This is a genomic window from Variovorax sp. Soil_C_17 (assembly GCF_057657265.1).
In genome coordinates this window covers 40888-59443 of sequence record NZ_JBDGIT010000001.1, presented here as the reverse complement: position 1 = coordinate 59443, position 18556 = coordinate 40888, and the positions used below count along the sequence as shown (strand labels likewise).

Here is an 18556-nt window from a genome sequence, read left to right as displayed (position 1 = left end):
CGCATCACTGTCCGCCAACGGCTGGTAGTGGCCAGCCGCCAAGCAGTGGCGCGAAAGCGCTGCTGACAAGTCGCTGAAGATCTCAAGCTCCGGAGCTCTCATGGCCCAAACGTCCACGTACAGTTACACCGAACGCAAGCGCATCCGAAAGAACTTCGGCAATCGCGACAGCGTCGTCGAAATTCCCTACCTGCTGCAGATGCAGAAGGACGCCTACACCGCGTTCCTGCAAGCGGGTATTCCCCCCCAGAAACGCACCGTGGAAGGTCTGCAGGCCGCTTTTGACGCCGCTTTCCCCATCGTCTCGCACAACGGCTTCGTGGAGATGAAGTTTCTCGAGTACAACCTCGCGAAGCCGGCGTTCGACGTGCGCGAGTGCCAGACCCGCGGTCTGACCTTCGCCTCGGCCGTGCGCGCCAAGGTGCAGCTGATCATCTACGACCGCGAGTCCTCGACCTCGCAGTCCAAGGTGGTCAAGGAAGTGAAGGAGCAGGAGGTCTACATGGGCGAAGTGCCGCTCATGACCGAGAAGGGCTCCTTCATCATCAACGGCACCGAGCGCGTGATCGTCTCGCAGCTGCACCGCTCGCCGGGCGTGTTCTTCGAGCATGACAAGGGCAAGACGCACAGCTCGGGCAAGCTGCTGTTCTCGGCCCGCGTGATCCCCTACCGCGGCTCCTGGCTGGACTTCGAATTCGACCCGAAGGACATGCTGTACTTCCGCGTCGACCGCCGCCGCAAGATGCCGGTGACGATCCTGCTGAAGGCCATTGGCCTGAACCCGGAATCGATCCTCGCGAACTTCTTCGTCAACGACAACTTCCGCCTGATGGACAGCGGCGCGCAGATGGAGTTCGTCTCCGAGCGCCTGCGCGGCGAAGTCGCGCGCTTCGACATCACCGACAAGTCGGGCAAGGTCGTGGTGGCCAAGGACAAGCGCGTTACCGCGCGCCACACGCGCGAGCTCGAGCAGACGGGCACGACGCACATCAGCGTACCGGAAGACTTCCTCGTGGGCCGTGTGCTGGCACGCAACATCGTCGATCCCGACTCCGGCGAGATCCTGGCCAAGGCCAACGACGAGCTGACCGAGGCGCTGCTGAAAAAGCTGCGCGCCGCCGGCGTACAGGAGCTGCAGGCCATCTACACCAACGAGCTCGACCAGGGTGCGTACATCTCGCAGACCCTGCGCATCGACGAGACGGTGGACGAGTTTGCCGCGCGCGTGGCCATCTACCGCATGATGCGCCCCGGCGAGCCGCCGACGGAAGACGCCGTGCAGGCCCTGTTCCAGCGCCTCTTCTACAACCCCGACACCTACGACCTGTCGCGCGTCGGCCGCATGAAGTTCAACGCCAAGGTCGGCCGCGACGAGTCGACCGGCCCCATGGTGCTGACCAACGAGGACATCCTCGCCGTGGTCAAGATCCTGGTGGACCTGCGCAACGGCCGTGGCGAAGTGGACGACATCGACCACCTCGGCAACCGCCGCGTGCGCTGCGTCGGCGAACTGGCCGAGAACCAGTACCGCACCGGCCTCGCGCGCATCGAGAAGGCCGTCAAGGAGCGTCTGGGCCAGGCGGAGCAAGAGCCGCTGATGCCGCACGACCTGATCAACAGCAAGCCGATCTCGGCCGCGCTGAAGGAGTTCTTCGGCGCCTCGCAGCTGTCGCAGTTCATGGACCAGACCAATCCGCTGTCCGAGATCACGCACAAGCGCCGCGTCTCGGCCCTCGGCCCGGGTGGTTTGACGCGCGAGCGTGCCGGCTTCGAGGTGCGCGACGTGCACGTCACGCACTACGGCCGCGTGTGCCCGATCGAAACGCCTGAAGGCCCGAACATCGGCCTGATCAATTCGCTGGCGCTGTACGCCCGCTTGAACGAGTACGGCTTCATCGAGACGCCGTACCGCCGCGTGGTGGACGGCAAGGTTACGAACGAGATCGACTACCTGTCGGCCATCGAGGAAGGCAAGTACGTGATCGCGCAGGCCAATGCCGCGCTCGACAAGGACGGCCGTCTGACGGGCGACCTGGTGTCGGCGCGCGAAACCGGCGAATCGATCCTGGTGTCCGCCGAGCGCGTTCAGTACATGGACGTGTCGCCGGCGCAGATCGTGTCGGTGGCGGCGTCGCTGGTGCCCTTCCTGGAGCACGACGACGCGAACCGCGCACTGATGGGCGCCAACATGCAGCGCCAGGCAGTGCCCGTGCTGCGTCCCGAGAAGGCCTTCGTCGGCACCGGCATCGAGCGCGTCTCCGCGGTCGACTCCGGCACGGTCGTCACGGCGACCCGCGGCGGCGTGGTCGACTATGTCGACGCCACCCGCATCGTGGTCCGCGTGAACGACGCCGAAGCGGCGGCAGGCGAAGTCGGCGTGGACATCTACAACCTGATCAAGTATCAGCGTTCGAACCAGAACACGAACATCCACCAGCGCCCGATCGTCAAGCGCGGCGACACGATCGCCAAGGGCGACGTCATCGCCGACGGCGCCTCCACCGATCTGGGCGAGCTGGCGCTGGGCCAGAACATGCTGGTCGCGTTCATGCCCTGGAACGGCTACAACTTCGAAGACTCGATTCTGATCAGCGAACGCGTGGTCGCCGAAGACCGCTACACCTCGATCCACATCGAGGAGCTGGTGGTGATGGCGCGCGACACCAAACTGGGTGCGGAAGAAATCACCCGCGACATCCCGAACCTGGCCGAGCAGCAGCTCAACCGCCTGGACGAATCCGGGATCATCTACGTCGGCGCCGAAGTGCAGCCCGGCGACACGCTGGTCGGCAAGGTCACGCCCAAGGGCGAGACCACGCTGACGCCTGAAGAGAAGCTGCTGCGCGCGATCTTCGGCGAGAAGGCCTCCGACGTGAAGGACACCTCGCTGCGCGTGGACCAGGGCTCGCAAGGCACCGTGATCGACGTGCAGGTGTTCACCCGCGAAGGCATCCAGCGCGACAAGCGCGCCCAGCAGATCATCGACGACGAGCTCAAGCGCTTCCGCCTCGACCTGAACGACCAGCTGCGCATCGTCGAGGCCGACGCCTTCGACCGTATCGAGAAGCTCCTGACCGGCAAGGTCGCCAACGGCGGCCCGAACAAGCTGGCCAAGGGCAGCAAGCTCGACAAGGCGTACCTCTCGTCGATCGAGAAGTTCCACTGGTTCGACATCCGCCCGGCGGAAGACGAGGTGGCCTCGCAGCTCGAGTCGATCAAGAACTCGCTGGAGCAGACGCGCCACAGCTTCGACCTCGCGTTCGAAGAAAAGCGCAAGAAGCTCACGCAGGGCGACGAGCTGCCCGCGGGCGTGCTGAAGATGGTCAAGGTCTACCTGGCCGTCAAGCGCCGCCTGCAGCCCGGCGACAAGATGGCCGGCCGCCACGGGAACAAGGGTGTGGTGTCGAAGATCGTTCCGGTCGAGGACATGCCGCATATGGCCGACGGCACCCCCTGCGACATCTGCCTGAACCCGCTGGGCGTGCCCTCGCGGATGAACGTCGGGCAGGTGCTCGAGGTGCATCTGGGCTGGGCCGGCAAGGGCGTGGGCCAGCGCATCGGCGACCTCCTGCAGGCCGAGGCCAAGGTGGCCGAGCTGCGCCAGTTCATGGACAAGCTCTACAACGGCTCGGGCCGCAAGGAAGACCTCGCCAAGCTCAGCGATGCCGACGTGCTCGAGATGGCCGGGAACCTGGCGACCGGCGTGCCTTTCGCGACGCCCGTGTTCGACGGCGCCTCGGAAGAGGAAATCCGCGGCATGCTGCATCTCGCCTATCCGGACGACATCGCCAAGGCCAAGGGCCTGACGCCATCGCGCACCCAGGCCTACCTGTACGACGGACGCACGGGCGACCAGTTCGAGCGCCCGGTCACGGTCGGCTACATGCATGTGCTCAAGCTGCACCACTTGGTCGACGACAAGATGCACGCCCGATCGACCGGCCCCTACAGCCTGGTCACGCAGCAGCCGCTGGGCGGCAAGGCGCAGTTCGGCGGCCAGCGTTTCGGGGAAATGGAAGTGTGGGCGCTCGAAGCCTACGGCGCTGCCTACGTCCTGCAGGAAATGCTGACCGTGAAGTCCGACGACGTGCAGGGCCGCACCAAGGTCTACGAGAGCATCGTCAAGGGCGAACACTCGATCGAAGCCGGCATGCCGGAATCGTTCAACGTGCTGGTCAAGGAAATCCGTTCGCTGGGGCTCGACATCGAGCTGGAGCGGTCCTAAGGACTTCGTGGGGCAGATGCAGAAATTGCTCAGCAATTTCTGCGCTGTCCCCAACTGATTAAAGGAAAGAGTCAATGAAATCGCTACTCGACCTGTTCAAGCAGTTCACGCCGGATGAGCATTTCGATGCCATTCGCATCGGCATGGCCTCGCCCGAGAAGATCCGTTCGTGGTCTTTCGGCGAAGTGAAGAAGCCCGAGACCATCAACTACCGGACCTTCAAGCCCGAGCGCGACGGTCTTTTCTGCGCCAAGATCTTCGGCCCGATCAAGGACTACGAGTGCCTGTGCGGCAAGTACAAGCGCCTCAAGCATCGCGGCGTGATCTGCGAGAAGTGCGGCGTCGAAGTCACGCAGACCAAGGTGCGCCGCGAGCGCATGGGCCACATCGACCTGGCCGCGCCCTGCGCGCACATCTGGTTCCTGAAGTCGCTGCCGTCGCGGCTGGGCCTCGTGCTCGACATGACGCTGCGCGATATCGAGCGCGTGCTGTACTTCGAAGCCTATGTGATCACCGATCCCGGCATGACCCCGCTGAAGAAGTTCGGCATCATGTCCGAGGACGACTACGACGCGAAGCGCAAGGAGTACGGCGACGAGTTCATCGCCAAGATGGGCGCCGAAGGCATCAAGGATCTGCTGATGGGCATCGAGCTCGACAGCGAGATCGAGAGGCTGCGCGGCGACCTGACCGGCTCCGAAGTCAAGGTCAAGAAGAACTCCAAGCGCCTCAAGGTGCTGGAGGCTTTCCGCAAGTCGGGCATCAAGCCCGAGTGGATGGTGCTGGACGTGCTGCCCGTGCTGCCGCCGGACCTGCGTCCGCTGGTCCCGCTGGACGGCGGCCGTTTCGCGACCTCCGACCTGAACGACCTCTACCGTCGCGTCATCAACCGCAATTCGCGCCTGCGCCGCCTGCTCGAGCTGAAGGCGCCGGAGATCATTGCGCGCAACGAGAAGCGGATGTTGCAGGAGGCTGTCGACAGCCTGCTGGACAACGGCCGCCGCGGCAAGGCCATGACCGGCGCGAACAAGCGTGCGCTCAAGTCGCTGGCCGACATGATCAAGGGCAAGAGCGGCCGCTTCCGCCAGAACCTGCTGGGCAAGCGCGTCGACTACTCGGGCCGTTCGGTCATCGTGGTGGGCCCGACGCTCAAGCTGCACCAGTGCGGCCTGCCGAAGCTGATGGCGCTCGAGTTGTTCAAGCCCTTCATCTTCTCGCGCCTGGAAGCCATGGGCATTGCGACCACCATCAAGGCCGCGAAGAAGGAAGTCGAATCCGGCACGCCGGTGGTGTGGGACATCCTGGAAGAGGTGATCAAGGAGCACCCGGTGATGCTGAACCGCGCACCGACGCTGCACCGCCTCGGTATCCAGGCCTTCGAGCCGATCCTGATCGAAGGCAAGGCGATCCAGCTGCACCCGCTGGTTTGCGCGGCCTTCAACGCCGACTTCGACGGCGACCAGATGGCCGTGCACGTGCCCCTGTCGGTGGAAGCGCAGATGGAAGCCCGCACGCTGATGCTGGCCTCCAACAACGTGCTGTTCCCGGCGAGCGGCGAGCCTTCCATCGTGCCTTCGCAGGACGTGGTGCTGGGTCTCTACTACACGACGCGCGAGCGCATCAACGGCAAGGGCGAAGGCCTGGTCTTCGCCGACATCGGTGAAGTCCAGCGCGCGCTCGACGCCGACGTGGTGGAGCTGACCGCCAAGGTCAGCGTGCGCATCAAGGAGTACACGAAGGACAAGGACTCGGGCGAATTCGTGCCCAGGACCGAACTCGTGGACACCACCGTGGGCCGTGCGCTGCTGTCCGAGATCCTGCCCAAGGGGCTGCCGTTCTCGAACATCAACAAGGCGCTGAAGAAGAAGGAAATCTCCAAGCTCATCAACGCCTCCTTCCGCAAGTGCGGCCTGAAGGAGACCGTGGTCTTCGCCGACAAGCTGCTGCAGAACGGCTTCCGCCTGGCGACCAAGGCCGGCATCTCGATCGCCATCGACGACATGCTGGTGCCTTCCGAGAAGCACGGCATCATCGACCGCTCCGCCAAGGAAGTGAAGGAGATCGAGCAGCAGTACGTCTCGGGCCTGGTCACCGCCGGCGAGCGCTACAACAAGGTGGTGGACATCTGGGGCAAGGCCGGCGACGAGGTGTCGAAGGTCATGATGTCCAAGCTCTCGAAGGAGAAGGTCACCGACCGCCACGGCAAGGAAGTGGAGCAGGAGTCCTTCAACTCCATCTACATGATGGCCGACTCGGGCGCCCGCGGTTCCGCCGCGCAGATTCGCCAGGTGGCCGGCATGCGGGGCCTGATGGCCAAGCCGGACGGCTCGATCATCGAGACGCCGATCACCGCGAATTTCCGCGAAGGCCTGAACGTGCTGGAGTACTTCATCTCCACCCACGGTGCCCGGAAGGGCCTGGCCGACACCGCGCTGAAGACCGCGAACTCCGGCTACCTGACGCGCCGCCTGGTCGACGTGACGCAGGATCTGGTCGTGATCGAGCAGGACTGCGGCACGATGGACGGCACCGTGATGCGCGCCATCGTCGAAGGCGGTGAAGTGATCGAATCGCTGCGCGAGCGAATCCTCGGCCGCACCGCGGCCGAAGAAGTGCTGCACCCCGAGACCCGTGCCGTTCTGGCCAAAGCCGGCGACATGCTGGACGAGGACGTGATCGAAGCGCTGGAGAACGAGGGCGTGGACGAGGTCAAGGTGCGCACCGCGCTGACCTGCTCGACCCGTTTCGGCCTGTGCGCCAAGTGCTACGGCCGCGACCTGGGCCGAGGCGGCCTGGTCAACAACGGCGAGGCGGTCGGCGTGATCGCGGCGCAGTCGATCGGCGAGCCCGGCACGCAGCTGACGATGCGGACCTTCCACATCGGCGGCGCGGCATCGCGCGCGGCGGTGGCGTCCAGCGTCGAGGCCAAGTCCAACGGCGTGATCGGCTTCAACGCCACGATGCGCTACGTGACCAACAGCAAGAACGAGCTGGTGGTGATCGCACGCTCGGGCGAGATCGTCATTCATGACGAACACGGCCGCGAGCGCGAGCGCCACAAGGTGCCCTACGGCGCCACCCTGGCGGTGAAGGCCGACCAGCAGGTCAAGGCCGGCCACGTGCTGGCCAACTGGGACCCGCTGACGCGCCCGATCATCACGGAGTTCGCCGGCAAGACCAAGTTCGAGAACGTCGAGGAAGGCCTCACGGTCGCGAAGCAGGTCGACGAGGTCACGGGCCTGTCCACGCTGGTGGTCATCGATCCGAAGCGCCGCGGCGCGGCCAAGGTCGTGCGTCCGCAGGTGAAGCTGATCGACGTCGCCGGCAACGAGGTGAAGATCCCGGGCACCGACCACTCGGTGACCATCGGCTTCCCCGTCGGCGCGCTGGTGCAGGTGCGAGACGGCCAGGACGTGGGCCCCGGCGAAGTGCTGGCGCGCATCCCGGTCGAAGGCCAGAAGACCCGCGACATCACCGGCGGTCTGCCGCGCGTGGCCGAGCTCTTCGAAGCCCGTTCGCCCAAGGACAAGGGCATGCTGGCCGAGATGACCGGCACGGTGTCCTTCGGCAAGGAAACCAAGGGCAAGGTGCGGCTGCAGATCACCGACCCGGACGGCAAGGTCTGGGAAGAGCTGGTGCCCAAGGAGAAGAACATCCTGGTGCACGAAGGCCAGGTGGTGAACAAGGGCGAGTCGATCGTCGACGGCCCGGCCGATCCGCAGGACATCCTGCGCCTGCTGGGCTCCGAGGAACTGGCGCGCTACATCGTCGACGAGGTGCAGGACGTGTACCGCTTGCAAGGTGTGAAGATCAACGACAAGCACATCGAGGTGATCGTTCGCCAGATGCTGCGCCGCGTCGTGGTCGAGAACCCGGGCGACGCCAACTACATCGCCGGCGAGCAGGTTGAGCGCAGCGAGATCCTCAACACCAACGACGCCTTGCGCGCCGAGGACAAGCTGCCCGCGACCTACACCAACCTGCTGCTGGGTATCACGAAGGCTTCGCTCTCGACCGACAGCTTCATCAGCGCCGCCTCGTTCCAGGAAACGACGCGCGTGCTGACCGAAGCGGCGATCATGGGCAAGCGCGACGAGCTGCGCGGCCTGAAGGAGAACGTCATCGTCGGCCGCCTGATCCCCGCGGGCACCGGCATGGCCTATCACCAGGCACGCAAGGTCAAGGACGCGATGGACGAGGCCGAGCGCCGCGCGATCGCCGAAGCGGAAGCCGCCGAACTCTCCGGCAGCGCCTCCGCTTCGGCCGAGGACGCGAGCACGGCCGATGCCAGCGAGGGCGCTGCGACCGAATAACCGGTCAGCATCGACTGCATGACCGGTCTCGAACGCCCCCTTTCCGCCCGCGGATCGGGGGCTTTTTTCTTGGGGCTCAGCCGATGAGCGGCGTGCCGGAGTCGCTGCCGTGGTGGATCCTCGGCGCGGTGGCGCTGTTCTGGTTCGTCGGCGCCTACAACCGCATCGTGCGACTGCGCTCGGGGGCCCTGCAGGCCTACGCGGCGCTCGACGCGGCGCTGGTGCGGCAGCTCGATTTCGTGCAGGCGCGCCTGGCCGAGGGGAGCGCGACGGAGCAGGTTCCGCCCGTGGCCGGCGTTGGGGACGCCGCGCTGCAGGCCTCCGCCGCCCAGTTGGTGACGCTGCTGGCAGCCACGCGCCTCAAACCGCTCGATCCGGCTGCCATCGCGGCGCTGGCGACGGCGCTGCACGTGATGCTCGGTGCCTGGCAGCGGCTTCATCCCGATGCGGTCGTCAGTTTCGAGGCCGACGGAACCCTGTCGCGACCTGCCCCACTCAACGGCCGCGACGACAGCCCTGCGGCGCCGATCGCCTGGCCCGAGCCCTCGGCCGCCGCCGAGATCGCACGCAACCAGTTCAACCTGGCGGTGGCGCAATACAACGCGGCCGTCGCCCAGTTCCCGGCGGTGCTGGTGGCGTGGATCATGCAATTGCGACCAGCGGCGCCTTTGCGCTGACATCGCTTCTGCTCATCATCGGTTCCAAGTTGACAGACTTTTCAGACTCTCTTCACGCCCCGGAGGCCCTCGGGCCGCCGCTCTGGCGGCAGTTGCAGCTCACCGCGGTCGCGCTGGCTGCCATCCGCAGCGGCGTCTCCGGCACCGTGGCCTTCGAAGCCGTGCCGCCAGCCCTGAGGCCGGGGGTGCAGGCGCTGGGCTTCCAGGTGCTGCGCTGGCTGGGGCGGGCCGAGGCCCTGCGCCGGCAACTGGCCAAGCGCACGCCGCCCCCGGCCGCCGATGCCTTGCTCTGCACCGCACTTGCGCTGGCCTGGGATGCCGCGCAGGCCCCCTACGAGCCCTTCACGCTGGTCGACCAGACGGTCGAGGCCGCCAAGCGCAATCCCGGCACGCGCGCGCAAGCCAGCTTCGTCAACGCCTGCCTGCGCCGCTTCCTGCGCGAGCGCGAGGAGCTGGTGGCCGCCACGGACCGCGAGCCGGTCGCGCAATGGAACCACCCGCGCTGGTGGATCGAGCGCCTTCGCCGCGACCATCCGCGCGACTGGCAGCGCGTGCTGACGGCGGACAACACGCAGGCGCCGATGACGCTGCGGGTCAACACCCGCCATGGCGACCGGACTTCCTACCAGGCGGCGCTGGCGGCCGCGAGCCTGCAGGCGGTCCCGGTGGCGGCCGCCGGATTGCAGCTGCTGCGCGCGCGGCCCGTGCAGGAGCTGCCGGGCTTCGCCGAAGGGTATTGCTCGGTCCAGGATGCCGCCGCCCAGCTCGCCGCGCCGTTGCTGCTCGACGGGCTGCTCGGTGCCGCGCCGCGGGCCCGGCCCTTGCGGGTGCTCGACGCCTGTGCGGCGCCCGGCGGCAAGACGGCCCATCTGCTCGAACTGGCCGGCCCCGACGCCATCGAGCTCACCGCGCTCGAGGTCGATGCAGTGCGCAGCCGGCGCATCGACGAGACCCTGGCCCGGCTCGGCCTGCGCGCCAAGGTCGTGGTGGCCGACGCGGGTCGGCCGAAGGAGTGGTGGGACGGCCAGGCCTTCGATGCCATCCTGCTCGACGCGCCCTGCACCGCCTCGGGCATCGTGCGCCGGCATCCCGACGTGCGCTGGCTGCGGCGCGAGAGCGATATCGAACAGCTGGCGCTGCTGCAGGCCATGCTGCTGGCGGCACTCTGGCCCCTGCTTCGGGAGGGCGGCCGCCTGCTCTATTGCACCTGTTCGGTCTTCAGGGAGGAGGGCGCGCACCAGATCGATGCGTTCCTTGCGCACAACACCGACGCCCGTTTGCTGCCCTCGCCGGGGCATTTGCTGCCGCAAAGCGGGGGGATTGCTCGTGGCGTCCCGGACAATGCCTTGGGTGACCACGACGGCTTTTTCTACGCCTTGCTCAAAAAACAACCCCGCTGAAGGCCGAGGGATGGGATGGCTGGCCGCCCTGCTGGTGCTGGCCTGCCTCCTGGTCTGCTGGCCCGCAACCGCGCCGGCGCAGTCCGCCAAGAGCGCGTCGGTCAGCCAATTGAAGCTCGAACAGGCGGACGATGGCGTCTATCTCAACGCCCAGGTGCAGTTCGAACTGCCGAGCCTGGTCGAGGAGGTGCTCGACAAGGGCATCGCGATCTATTTCGTCGCCGAGGCCGAGCTCTATCGCGAGCGCTGGTACTGGACCGACCAGAAGGTCGCCCAGGCCACGCGCCACATGCGGCTCGCCTACCAGCCGCTCACGCGCCGCTGGCGGCTGAATGTCTCGCCGGTGCCGATCACCAATTCGGGCTTCGGCGTGTCGCTCAACCAGAATTTCGATACCCTCTCGGAAGCGCTCGATGGCGTGCGGCGCGTGGCTCGGCTGCGGCTCGGCGACATTTCCGAAATCGGCGATGAGGGCCCCCACCCGGTGAGTTTCCGTTTCCGCCTCGACACCTCGCAACTGCCGCGGCCCTTCCAGATCGGCGTCGTCGGGCTTGCCGACTGGAACATCTCCGTCGAGCGCAGCGCGCGCTTGTCGCTGGAGAAGATGAAGTGAGCAAGGACTCTCGCGCTGGCGCCGGCAGGTCGTCGGCAGCCAGTCGCGCCCGAGCAACCCGCTGGGCCATCGGTGTCAGCGCCTTCCTGGTCACGGCGGTCGGCCTGGTGCTGATGTTCCTGCTCGCCCAGTCCACCAACAACCGCGAGCTCTACGAGCGCAACTACGCGCGCTTGTTCGGCATCAACGTGGTGGTGGCGGTGGTGCTGTCGCTGGTGCTCGCCTGGGTGGCCTTTCGCCTGCTGCGGCGGCTGCGCCAGGGCAAGTTCGGCAGCCGCCTGTTGATCAAGCTGGCCGCCATCTTCGCGCTCGTGGGCGTCGTTCCCGGCGCGCTGGTGTACGTGGTCTCCTATCAGTTCGTGGCGCGCTCGATCGAGAGCTGGTTCGACGTCAAGGTCGAGGGCGCGCTGGACGCCGGCCTGAACCTGGGACGCGCCACGCTCGACTCGCTGTCCGACGATCTGGTGAGCAAGGTGCGCAGCGCCAGCACCCAGCTCGCCAACGTGCCCGACGCCAGCGCCGGGCTGGTGCTCGAGCGGATTCGCGACCAGCTGGGTGCCACCGACGTGGTGCTCTGGACCGGCAACGGGCAGTTGATCGCCGGGGCGGGTGCCTCGCGCTTCCAGCTCAATCCCGAGCGGCCCACGTCGCAGCAGCTGCGCCAGGTGCGCGCGGACCGCGCCATCGCCCATATCGAGGGACTGGACGAGACTCCCGCGCCAGGCAGCACGGTGCCGCCCCCGGCCAGCGTGCGCGCTCTCGCGCTGGTGCAGCGGCCAGGCTTCGACTTCGGCACCGAGCCGCGCTTCCTGCAGGTGACGCTGCCGCTGCCGCCCGCCGTTGTGGCCAACGCGCTGGCGGTGCAGGAGGCCAATCGCGAATACCAGGAGCGGGCGCTCGCGCGCGAGGGACTGCGCCGCATGTACATCGGCACCCTGACGCTGTCGCTCTTTCTCGCCGTGTTCGGCGCGGTGCTCCTCGCGGTGCTGTTCGGCACCCAGCTCGCGCGGCCGCTGCTCGTGCTGGCAGACGGCGTGCGCCAGGTGGCCGGCGGCGACCTGCGCCCGACTGCGGTGGTGCAGGGCAGGGACGAGCTCGGTGGCCTCACCCGCTCCTTCGCCGTCATGACCCAGCAGCTGGCCGAGGCGCGGGCCGCCGTGGAGAAGACCCTGGGCGAGCTCGATGCGGCGCGCGCCAACCTGCAGACCATCCTCGACAACCTGACTTCGGGCGTGATGGTGCTGGACCGGCGAGGCGTCGTTCTGTCCACCAACCCCGGCGCCACGCGCGTCCTGCGCGCGCCGCTGGCGGCTTACGAGGGCCAGCCGCTGGTCGACGTGCCCGGGCTGGCCGAGTTCGGGCAGGCCGTTCAGCAGCAGTTCGACGACTTCGAGGTCGAGCACCTGCAGCATGGCCTCGACCATTGGCAGCATGCCTTCGAGCTGCACACCAGCGGCGAGGGCCTGTCGCAGGACGCGGTCAACATCGTCGCGCGCGGTGCGCAGCTGCCGGGCGAGGCTCGCTTGCTGGTCTTCGACGACATCTCCGAGATCGTGTCGGCCCAGCGGGCCCAGGCTTGGGGCGAAGTGGCGCGGCGCCTGGCGCACGAGATCAAGAATCCGCTCACGCCCATCCAGCTCTCGGCCGAGCGCCTCGAGATGAAGCTCAGCGGCAAGGTCGCGCCCGCCGAAGAGGCGGTGCTCGCCAAGTCGGTCCGGACGATCGTCGACCAGGTCGACGCGATGAAGCGGCTCGTCAACGAGTTCCGCGACTATGCGCGGCTCCCCGCCGCGGACCTGAAGGCGGTCGACCTCAATGCGCTGGTCGCTGACGTGCTTCAGCTTTACGCCGCGGAAAACGCGCCCATCGCGCTGCGCTGCGAGCTCGACGAGCGCTGCCCGCCCATCCGCGCCGACGCGCAGCAGATCCGCCAGGTGATTCACAACCTGTTGCAAAACGCGCAGGACGCCGCGGAAGTCGCAGCCCACGGCAGCGGGCGCCCCGGCGAAGTCGTCATTCGCACGCGGCTGGCCGACTCGGGCCAGCGCGTGCGGCTCACGGTGCAGGACAGCGGGCCCGGCTTTGCCGAGAACATCCTCAAGCGCGCCTTCGAGCCCTACGTCACGACCAAGACCAAGGGCACCGGCCTCGGGCTCGCGGTGGTCAAGAAGATCGCCGACGAGCACGGCGCGCGGATCGAACTTTCCAACCGCATCGTGGACGGGGCTGTGGCCGGGGCACAAGTCTCGTTATCATTCGCGTTGGCTGGCGAGGCGCAGGGAGCGCTCGCTCACGCCAAAGACTCGACTTCGCCCGTCGCCTGAGCGTTTTGCGCGTGCGGCGGCGGGTCTGCAAGCGAAACCCCGTAGCGGCGAATAACACAAGCATTCATGGCAAACATCCTCGTGGTCGACGACGAGCTGGGCATTCGGGACCTGCTCTTCGAAATTCTGAACGACGAAGGCCACAACGTGGAGCTCGCGGAAAACGCCGCTGAGGCCCGTGCCGCGCGGCAGCGTGCGCGCCCCGACCTCGTTCTGCTCGACATCTGGATGCCCGACACCGACGGCGTCACGCTGCTCAAGGAATGGTCCACCGCCGGTCTGCTGAGCATGCCGGTCATCATGATGAGCGGCCACGCCACCATCGATACCGCGGTCGACGCCACGCGCATCGGCGCCTTTGCCTTCCTCGAAAAGCCCATCACGCTGCAGAAGCTGCTGAAGGCCGTCGAGCAGGGATTGGCGCGCGAGAACGCGCGCCGCGCTGCCGCCAGCGTTGTGCCGACGACAGCGAACAACCTCGCCACCGTGGTCACGACCATGGGCGAGAACGCCCTGGTGCCTGCGGCGCCACAGGGCCCGGCGATCGACACGGGGCCGCAAGCCATGCAGAGCTTCGATCTCGACCGGCCGCTGCGCGATGCGCGCGACGGCTTCGAGAAGGCGTACTTCGAATTCCATCTCGCGATGGAGAACGGCTCGATGACCCGCGTGGCCGAGAAAACAGGCCTCGAGCGCACGCATCTCTATCGCAAGTTGAAGCAACTCGGCGTCGATCTGTCGAGGGGCCGCCGCGGCACTGTATAATCGCGGGCTGCACACAAGGCCCGGTAGCTCAGTTGGTAGAGCAGCGGATTGAAAATCCGCGTGTCGGTGGTTCGATTCCGCCCCAGGCCACCAGTCTTCATGCGCCCCAGCGCCCGATCGGGTTCTGGGGCGTTTCTACATCCGCCGTTCAGTCCTCTGCACGCCTCATGCAGCGGCACGCGACTTGAGGCTGGCGACATAGCTGTTGCGCGTGCCCGTGACGTGCGTGCGCATCAGCGTCTCGAACTCCGCAAACTCACCCGCGCGAAACAGCGCCAGCAGCTTCGAGTGCTGCTCGAAGCCGGCAGCGCGCAGCACGTCCGCCGGCGCGGACAGGTGCGTGCGCAGCGTCGCGATCTTGGTTGCGGCGGTGGCGTAGGCGGCCTGCATGTACGGATTGCCGCAATGCTCGAAGAAGGCTTCGTGCAGCCGCGTGTCCGCGCGGCCGTAGCGCACGGCATCGCGTGCGGCGCGCGCCTCTTCCATCTCGCTGATCGCGGCCTGCAGTGCCGCCGCGGTGGCCTCGCGCGCGTGCCGGTACGCAAGTTCGGCTGCGCGCGGCTCCAGCAGGCAACGGAATTCGCAGATGGCCGCGATGTCGGCCTCGGTCGGTTCGAACACATAGCTGCCGCGCTGGGGCCGGATCACCACCAAGCCCGCGAGTTGCAACTGATTGAGCGCCTCGCGCACCGGCGTACGGCTCACGCCGAAGGAAGCGGCCAGCGTCTCCTCCGGGATCATCTCCCCCAGTGCGAACTCGCCATCGATGATCGCCTCGCGCAGGCGCTGCGCCACCAAGGTTGCCAAGGACTTCGGGGCTTCGATCTTGAGTCGGTTGTTGGGAGGCACGGTGCTGAAGAGGGGTGAAAAAGTCGTTTCGGGCAGTCAGGGGCTTATAGCCCACCGCCCAGCGCGGCAACAGTTCGTACAAGTACTAGTGCCTTAGTGCCTTACATACAAGATGATCTGCCGGTCGCTCCGGACCCGAAGAATATGACGCCCACCTTCCCAACCGCCGTCCCGCCGATCCTTTTGGCCTTGCGCGATCAACTCGGCGCTTCCGCGGTCCTCTTCGGCGACGAGGTGCCGCAGCGCAACCGGAACGACTGGAGCACCCAGCCGCCCACGCTCCCGCTCGCCGTGGTGCGGCCCGTCGACGCAGCGGGCGTCTCCGCCGCGCTGGTGGCCTGCCGCGAGGCCGGCCTGCCGGTGGTTCCGCAGGGCGGGCTCACCGGCTTGTGCGGCGGTGCCCGGCCCGAAGACGGCTGGGTGGCGCTGTCGCTGGAGCGCATGGTCGGCATCGAGGAAATCGACCCGGCCAGCGCCACGATGACGGTGCGCGCCGGCACGCCGCTCGAGCTGGTGCAGCGCGCCGCGGCCGAAGCCGGCTTCTACTTCGCGCTGGATCTCGGCGCGCGCGGCTCCTGCGCCATCGGCGGAAATCTGTCGACCAATGCCGGCGGCAACCGCGTGATCCGCTACGGCATGGCGCGCGAGCTGGTGCTCGGCCTCGAGGTGGTGCTGCCCGACGGCACGGTGATGACCAGCCTCAACAAGATGCTGAAGAACAACGCCGGCTACGACCTCAAGCACCTGTTCATCGGCAGCGAGGGAACGCTGGGCATCATCACCCGCATCGTGCTGCGCCTGCATCCGCAGCCGGGCTGCACGCTGTCGGCGCTGTGCGCCTTGCCCGACTACGACGGCGTCGTGCGCCTGCTGGCCGCCGCGCGCGGCGGACTGGGGCCGCTGCTCTCGGCCTTCGAGGTGATGTGGCCGGACTACTGGCAGGTGGTGACCGAGCGGGTGGGCGTGCGCGACCCGCTCGCCGCCGGCACCAGGCACAGCCACTACGTGCTGGTCGAGGTCCAGGGAACCGACGAGGCCATCGATGGGCCCCGCTTCGAGCGCTGGCTCGAGCGCTTGATGGAGGAGGGCGCGCTGGCCGATGCGGCGGTCGCCCAGTCGGTGGCCGACACGCAGTCCTTCTGGGCGCTGCGCGACGCCTGCGCGGAGTTCTTCCCCACGCTCGGACCTCATGTCTCCTACGACGTCGGCCTGGCCGTGAAGTCGATGGACGTCTACGTGCGCGCCTGCAAGGCCGCACTGGCCGCACGAATCCCCGGCTGCGAGGCTGTCTACTACGGCCACATCGGCGACGGCAACCTGCACCTGGTGGCCTGGGTTCCGGGCCTGTCGATCGAGCATCAGCCCAAGGAGGCGATGGACGAAGTGATCTATGGCCTGGTGCGCGAGTTCGGCGGCACCGTGTCGGCCGAGCACGGCATCGGCACGGTCAAGAAGCGCTGGCTCGGCCATGCCCGCAGTCCCGAGGAGATCGCGCTGATGAAGACGCTCAAGGCCGCCCTCGATCCCGCCGGCCTGCTCAATCCCGGCAAGGTGGTGTGAGCATGGCCGGCGTCGTCGTCGACCGCGTGTTCAAGGGCATCGAAGCGGTGTTGGCCGCCCTGCTGCTGGGCATGGTGCTGATGGTGTTCGGCAACGTGGTGCTGCGCTACGCCTTCAACTCCGGCATCCAGGTCTCCGAGGAGCTGTCGCGCTTCTTCTTCGTCTGGCTGACCTTCATCGGCGCCATCGTCGCGATGCGCGACGGCACGCACCTGGGCATGGACGGCTTCGTCACCCGCCTGTCGCGGCGCGGCAAGCTCGCCTGCCTGGCGGCCAGCCAGACCATCGTGCTGGCCTGCTGCGCCATGCTGTTCTGGGGCACCTGGCAGCAGCACGAGGTCAACGCCACCACCAAGGCGCCGGTCACCGAAATCTCCATGATCTGGGTCTTCGGCATCGGCTACCTGACCAGCGCGGCCATCGGCGCTCACGCCGTGCATGCGCTGTGGCGCATCGCCCGCGGCGGCTTGCGCGACGACGAACTGGTGCAGGTGACGGAGAGCGAGGAGATCCCGCACGACGCCGCCCACCCGGGAGCGCGGCCGTGACGATCGCCGTCTTCACGCTGTCGCTGCTCGGCGCCATGATGCTCGGCGCGCCGATCGCCTTCGCCCTGCTGATCTGCGCCGGCGCGTTGATGGTCGTCCAGGGCCAGATCGACACCACGATCCTGTCGCAGAAGCTGGTGGAGGGCGCGGACAGCTTTCCGCTGCTGGCCATTCCCTTCTTCATCCTGGCCGGCGAGCTGATGAACGCCGGCGGCATCTCGCGGCGCATCGTCAACTTCGCGCTGGCCTGGGTCGGCCATCTGCGCGGCGGCCTCGGGCTCGTCGCGATCTTCGCTTCGGTGGTGATGGCGGCGATCTCCGGGAGCGCGGCCGCCAATGCGGCGGCCATCGGCGCGATGCTGATCCCGATGATGCGCCAGGCCGGCTACGACGTGCCGCGCTCGGCCGGCCTGATCGCGGCCGGCGGGGTGATCGCGCCGGTGATCCCGCCGTCGATCGGACTGATCGTGTTCGGCGTCATCGCCAACGTGTCGATCGGCAAGCTGTTCCTGGCCGGCATCGTGCCGGGGCTGATGATGGGCGCGTCGCTGGTCATCGCCTGGACGTGGGTGGCGCGGCGCGACAAGGTGAGCGTGCAGCCGCGCCGGTCGATGGCCGCGCGCGGCCGCGCCGCGATCGACGGCTTCTGGGCGCTCCTGATGCCGCTGGGAATCATCGGCGGGCTGAAGTTCGGCGTGTTCACGCCCACCGAGGCCGGCGTCGCGGCCTGCGTCTATGCCTTCGTGCTCGGCGCCCTCGTCTATCGCGAGCTGACCCTGCGCCAGTGCTACGGCCTGCTGGTGGCGGCCGCGAAGAGCACGGCCGTGGTCGTGTTCCTCATCGCGGCCGCGCTGGTGTCGGCCTGGCTGATCACCACCTCCGAGGTGCCGGCCCAGGTGGCGGCGATGCTCGAGCCCTTCATGGGCAACAAGATCCTGCTGATGTTCGTGATCATGGTCATCGTGGTGATCGTCGGCACCGCGCTCGACTTCGCGCCCACGCTGATGATCCTCACGCCCGTGCTCATGCCGGTGGTCAAGCAGGCGGGCATCGACCCGGTGTACTTCGGCGTGCTGTTCATCATGAACAACGCCATCGGCCTGATCACGCCGCCGGTGGGCATCGTGCTCAACGTGATGTGCGGCGTGGCCAAGATCTCGATGAAGGAGCTGATGCGTGGCCTGTGGCCCTTCCTCTGGGCCGAGCTCATCGTGCTGTTGCTGCTGGTGCTCTTCCCTTCGCTGGTGCTGGTGCCGCTGAAGTGGCTGAGCTGATTTTTCAC

11 protein-coding genes and 1 tRNA gene are annotated in these 18556 nt (G+C 67.3%); 11 read left to right on the top strand and 1 reads right to left on the bottom strand.

Features of this window, described 5'->3' with window-relative positions; genetic code table 11:
• Positions 1-100 precede the first annotated feature (100 nt).
• The 8 genes from rpoB (at position 101) to AC3A6Y_RS00210 (ending at position 14410) form a co-directional block, all read left to right on the top strand.
• Entirely contained in the window at positions 101-4225 is a 4125-nt protein-coding gene (gene rpoB / locus AC3A6Y_RS00245; protein ID WP_487866237.1) for a DNA-directed RNA polymerase subunit beta, read from the top strand.
• A gap of 74 nt (positions 4226-4299) precedes the next feature.
• The gene (gene rpoC, locus AC3A6Y_RS00240) at positions 4300-8538 is read left to right on the top strand and encodes a DNA-directed RNA polymerase subunit beta' (protein WP_487866236.1); all 4239 of its coding nucleotides are present in this window, start codon (positions 4300-4302) and stop codon (positions 8536-8538) included.
• 83 nt (positions 8539-8621) lie between these two features.
• Positions 8622-9215 carry a LemA family protein gene (locus tag AC3A6Y_RS00235; RefSeq protein ID WP_487866235.1) on the top strand — a complete coding sequence of 198 codons (594 nt, stop codon included), beginning with the start codon at positions 8622-8624 and terminating at the stop codon, positions 9213-9215.
• 29 nt (positions 9216-9244) lie between these two features.
• Positions 9245-10615, top strand: a complete 1371-nt coding sequence (gene rsmB / locus AC3A6Y_RS00230; RefSeq protein ID WP_487866234.1) for a 16S rRNA (cytosine(967)-C(5))-methyltransferase RsmB — start codon at positions 9245-9247, stop codon at positions 10613-10615.
• Between the two features lie 10 nt (positions 10616-10625).
• Positions 10626-11228, top strand: a complete 603-nt coding sequence (locus tag AC3A6Y_RS00225) for a DUF4390 domain-containing protein (protein WP_487866233.1) — start codon at positions 10626-10628, stop codon at positions 11226-11228.
• Positions 11225-13552: a sensor histidine kinase gene (locus tag AC3A6Y_RS00220; RefSeq protein WP_487866232.1), complete on the top strand. Its 2328-nt coding sequence runs from the start codon at positions 11225-11227 to the stop codon at positions 13550-13552. The genes AC3A6Y_RS00225 and AC3A6Y_RS00220 overlap by 4 nt, the downstream gene beginning before the upstream one ends.
• Before the next feature lie 66 nt (positions 13553-13618).
• Entirely contained in the window at positions 13619-14317 is a 699-nt protein-coding gene (locus AC3A6Y_RS00215) for a response regulator (RefSeq protein WP_487866231.1), read from the top strand.
• A 17-nt stretch (positions 14318-14334) separates the two neighbouring features.
• Positions 14335-14410, top strand: a tRNA-Phe gene (locus AC3A6Y_RS00210).
• Between the two features lie 72 nt (positions 14411-14482).
• On the opposite strand, the gene AC3A6Y_RS00205 is transcribed toward AC3A6Y_RS00210, so the two are convergent.
• Positions 14483-15166, bottom strand: coding sequence for a GntR family transcriptional regulator (locus tag AC3A6Y_RS00205; protein ID WP_487866230.1), 684 nt, complete (start codon positions 15164-15166; stop codon positions 14483-14485).
• 144 nt (positions 15167-15310) lie between these two features.
• Between AC3A6Y_RS00205 and AC3A6Y_RS00200 the strand changes: the two genes are divergently transcribed.
• Genes AC3A6Y_RS00200 through AC3A6Y_RS00190 form a run of 3 tightly spaced genes read left to right on the top strand, consistent with a single transcriptional unit; the run spans position 15311 to position 18548 of the window.
• Positions 15311-16726: an FAD-binding oxidoreductase gene (locus AC3A6Y_RS00200; RefSeq protein WP_487866229.1), complete on the top strand. Its 1416-nt coding sequence runs from the start codon at positions 15311-15313 to the stop codon at positions 16724-16726.
• Between the two features lie 2 nt (positions 16727-16728).
• Complete coding sequence (locus AC3A6Y_RS00195; protein WP_487866228.1) at positions 16729-17274, top strand: TRAP transporter small permease; 546 nt, start codon at positions 16729-16731, stop codon at positions 17272-17274.
• Entirely contained in the window at positions 17271-18548 is a 1278-nt protein-coding gene (locus AC3A6Y_RS00190) for a TRAP transporter large permease (protein ID WP_487866227.1), read from the top strand. Before AC3A6Y_RS00195 ends, AC3A6Y_RS00190 begins: the two co-directional genes overlap by 4 nt.
• Positions 18549-18556: the final 8 nt, after the last annotated feature.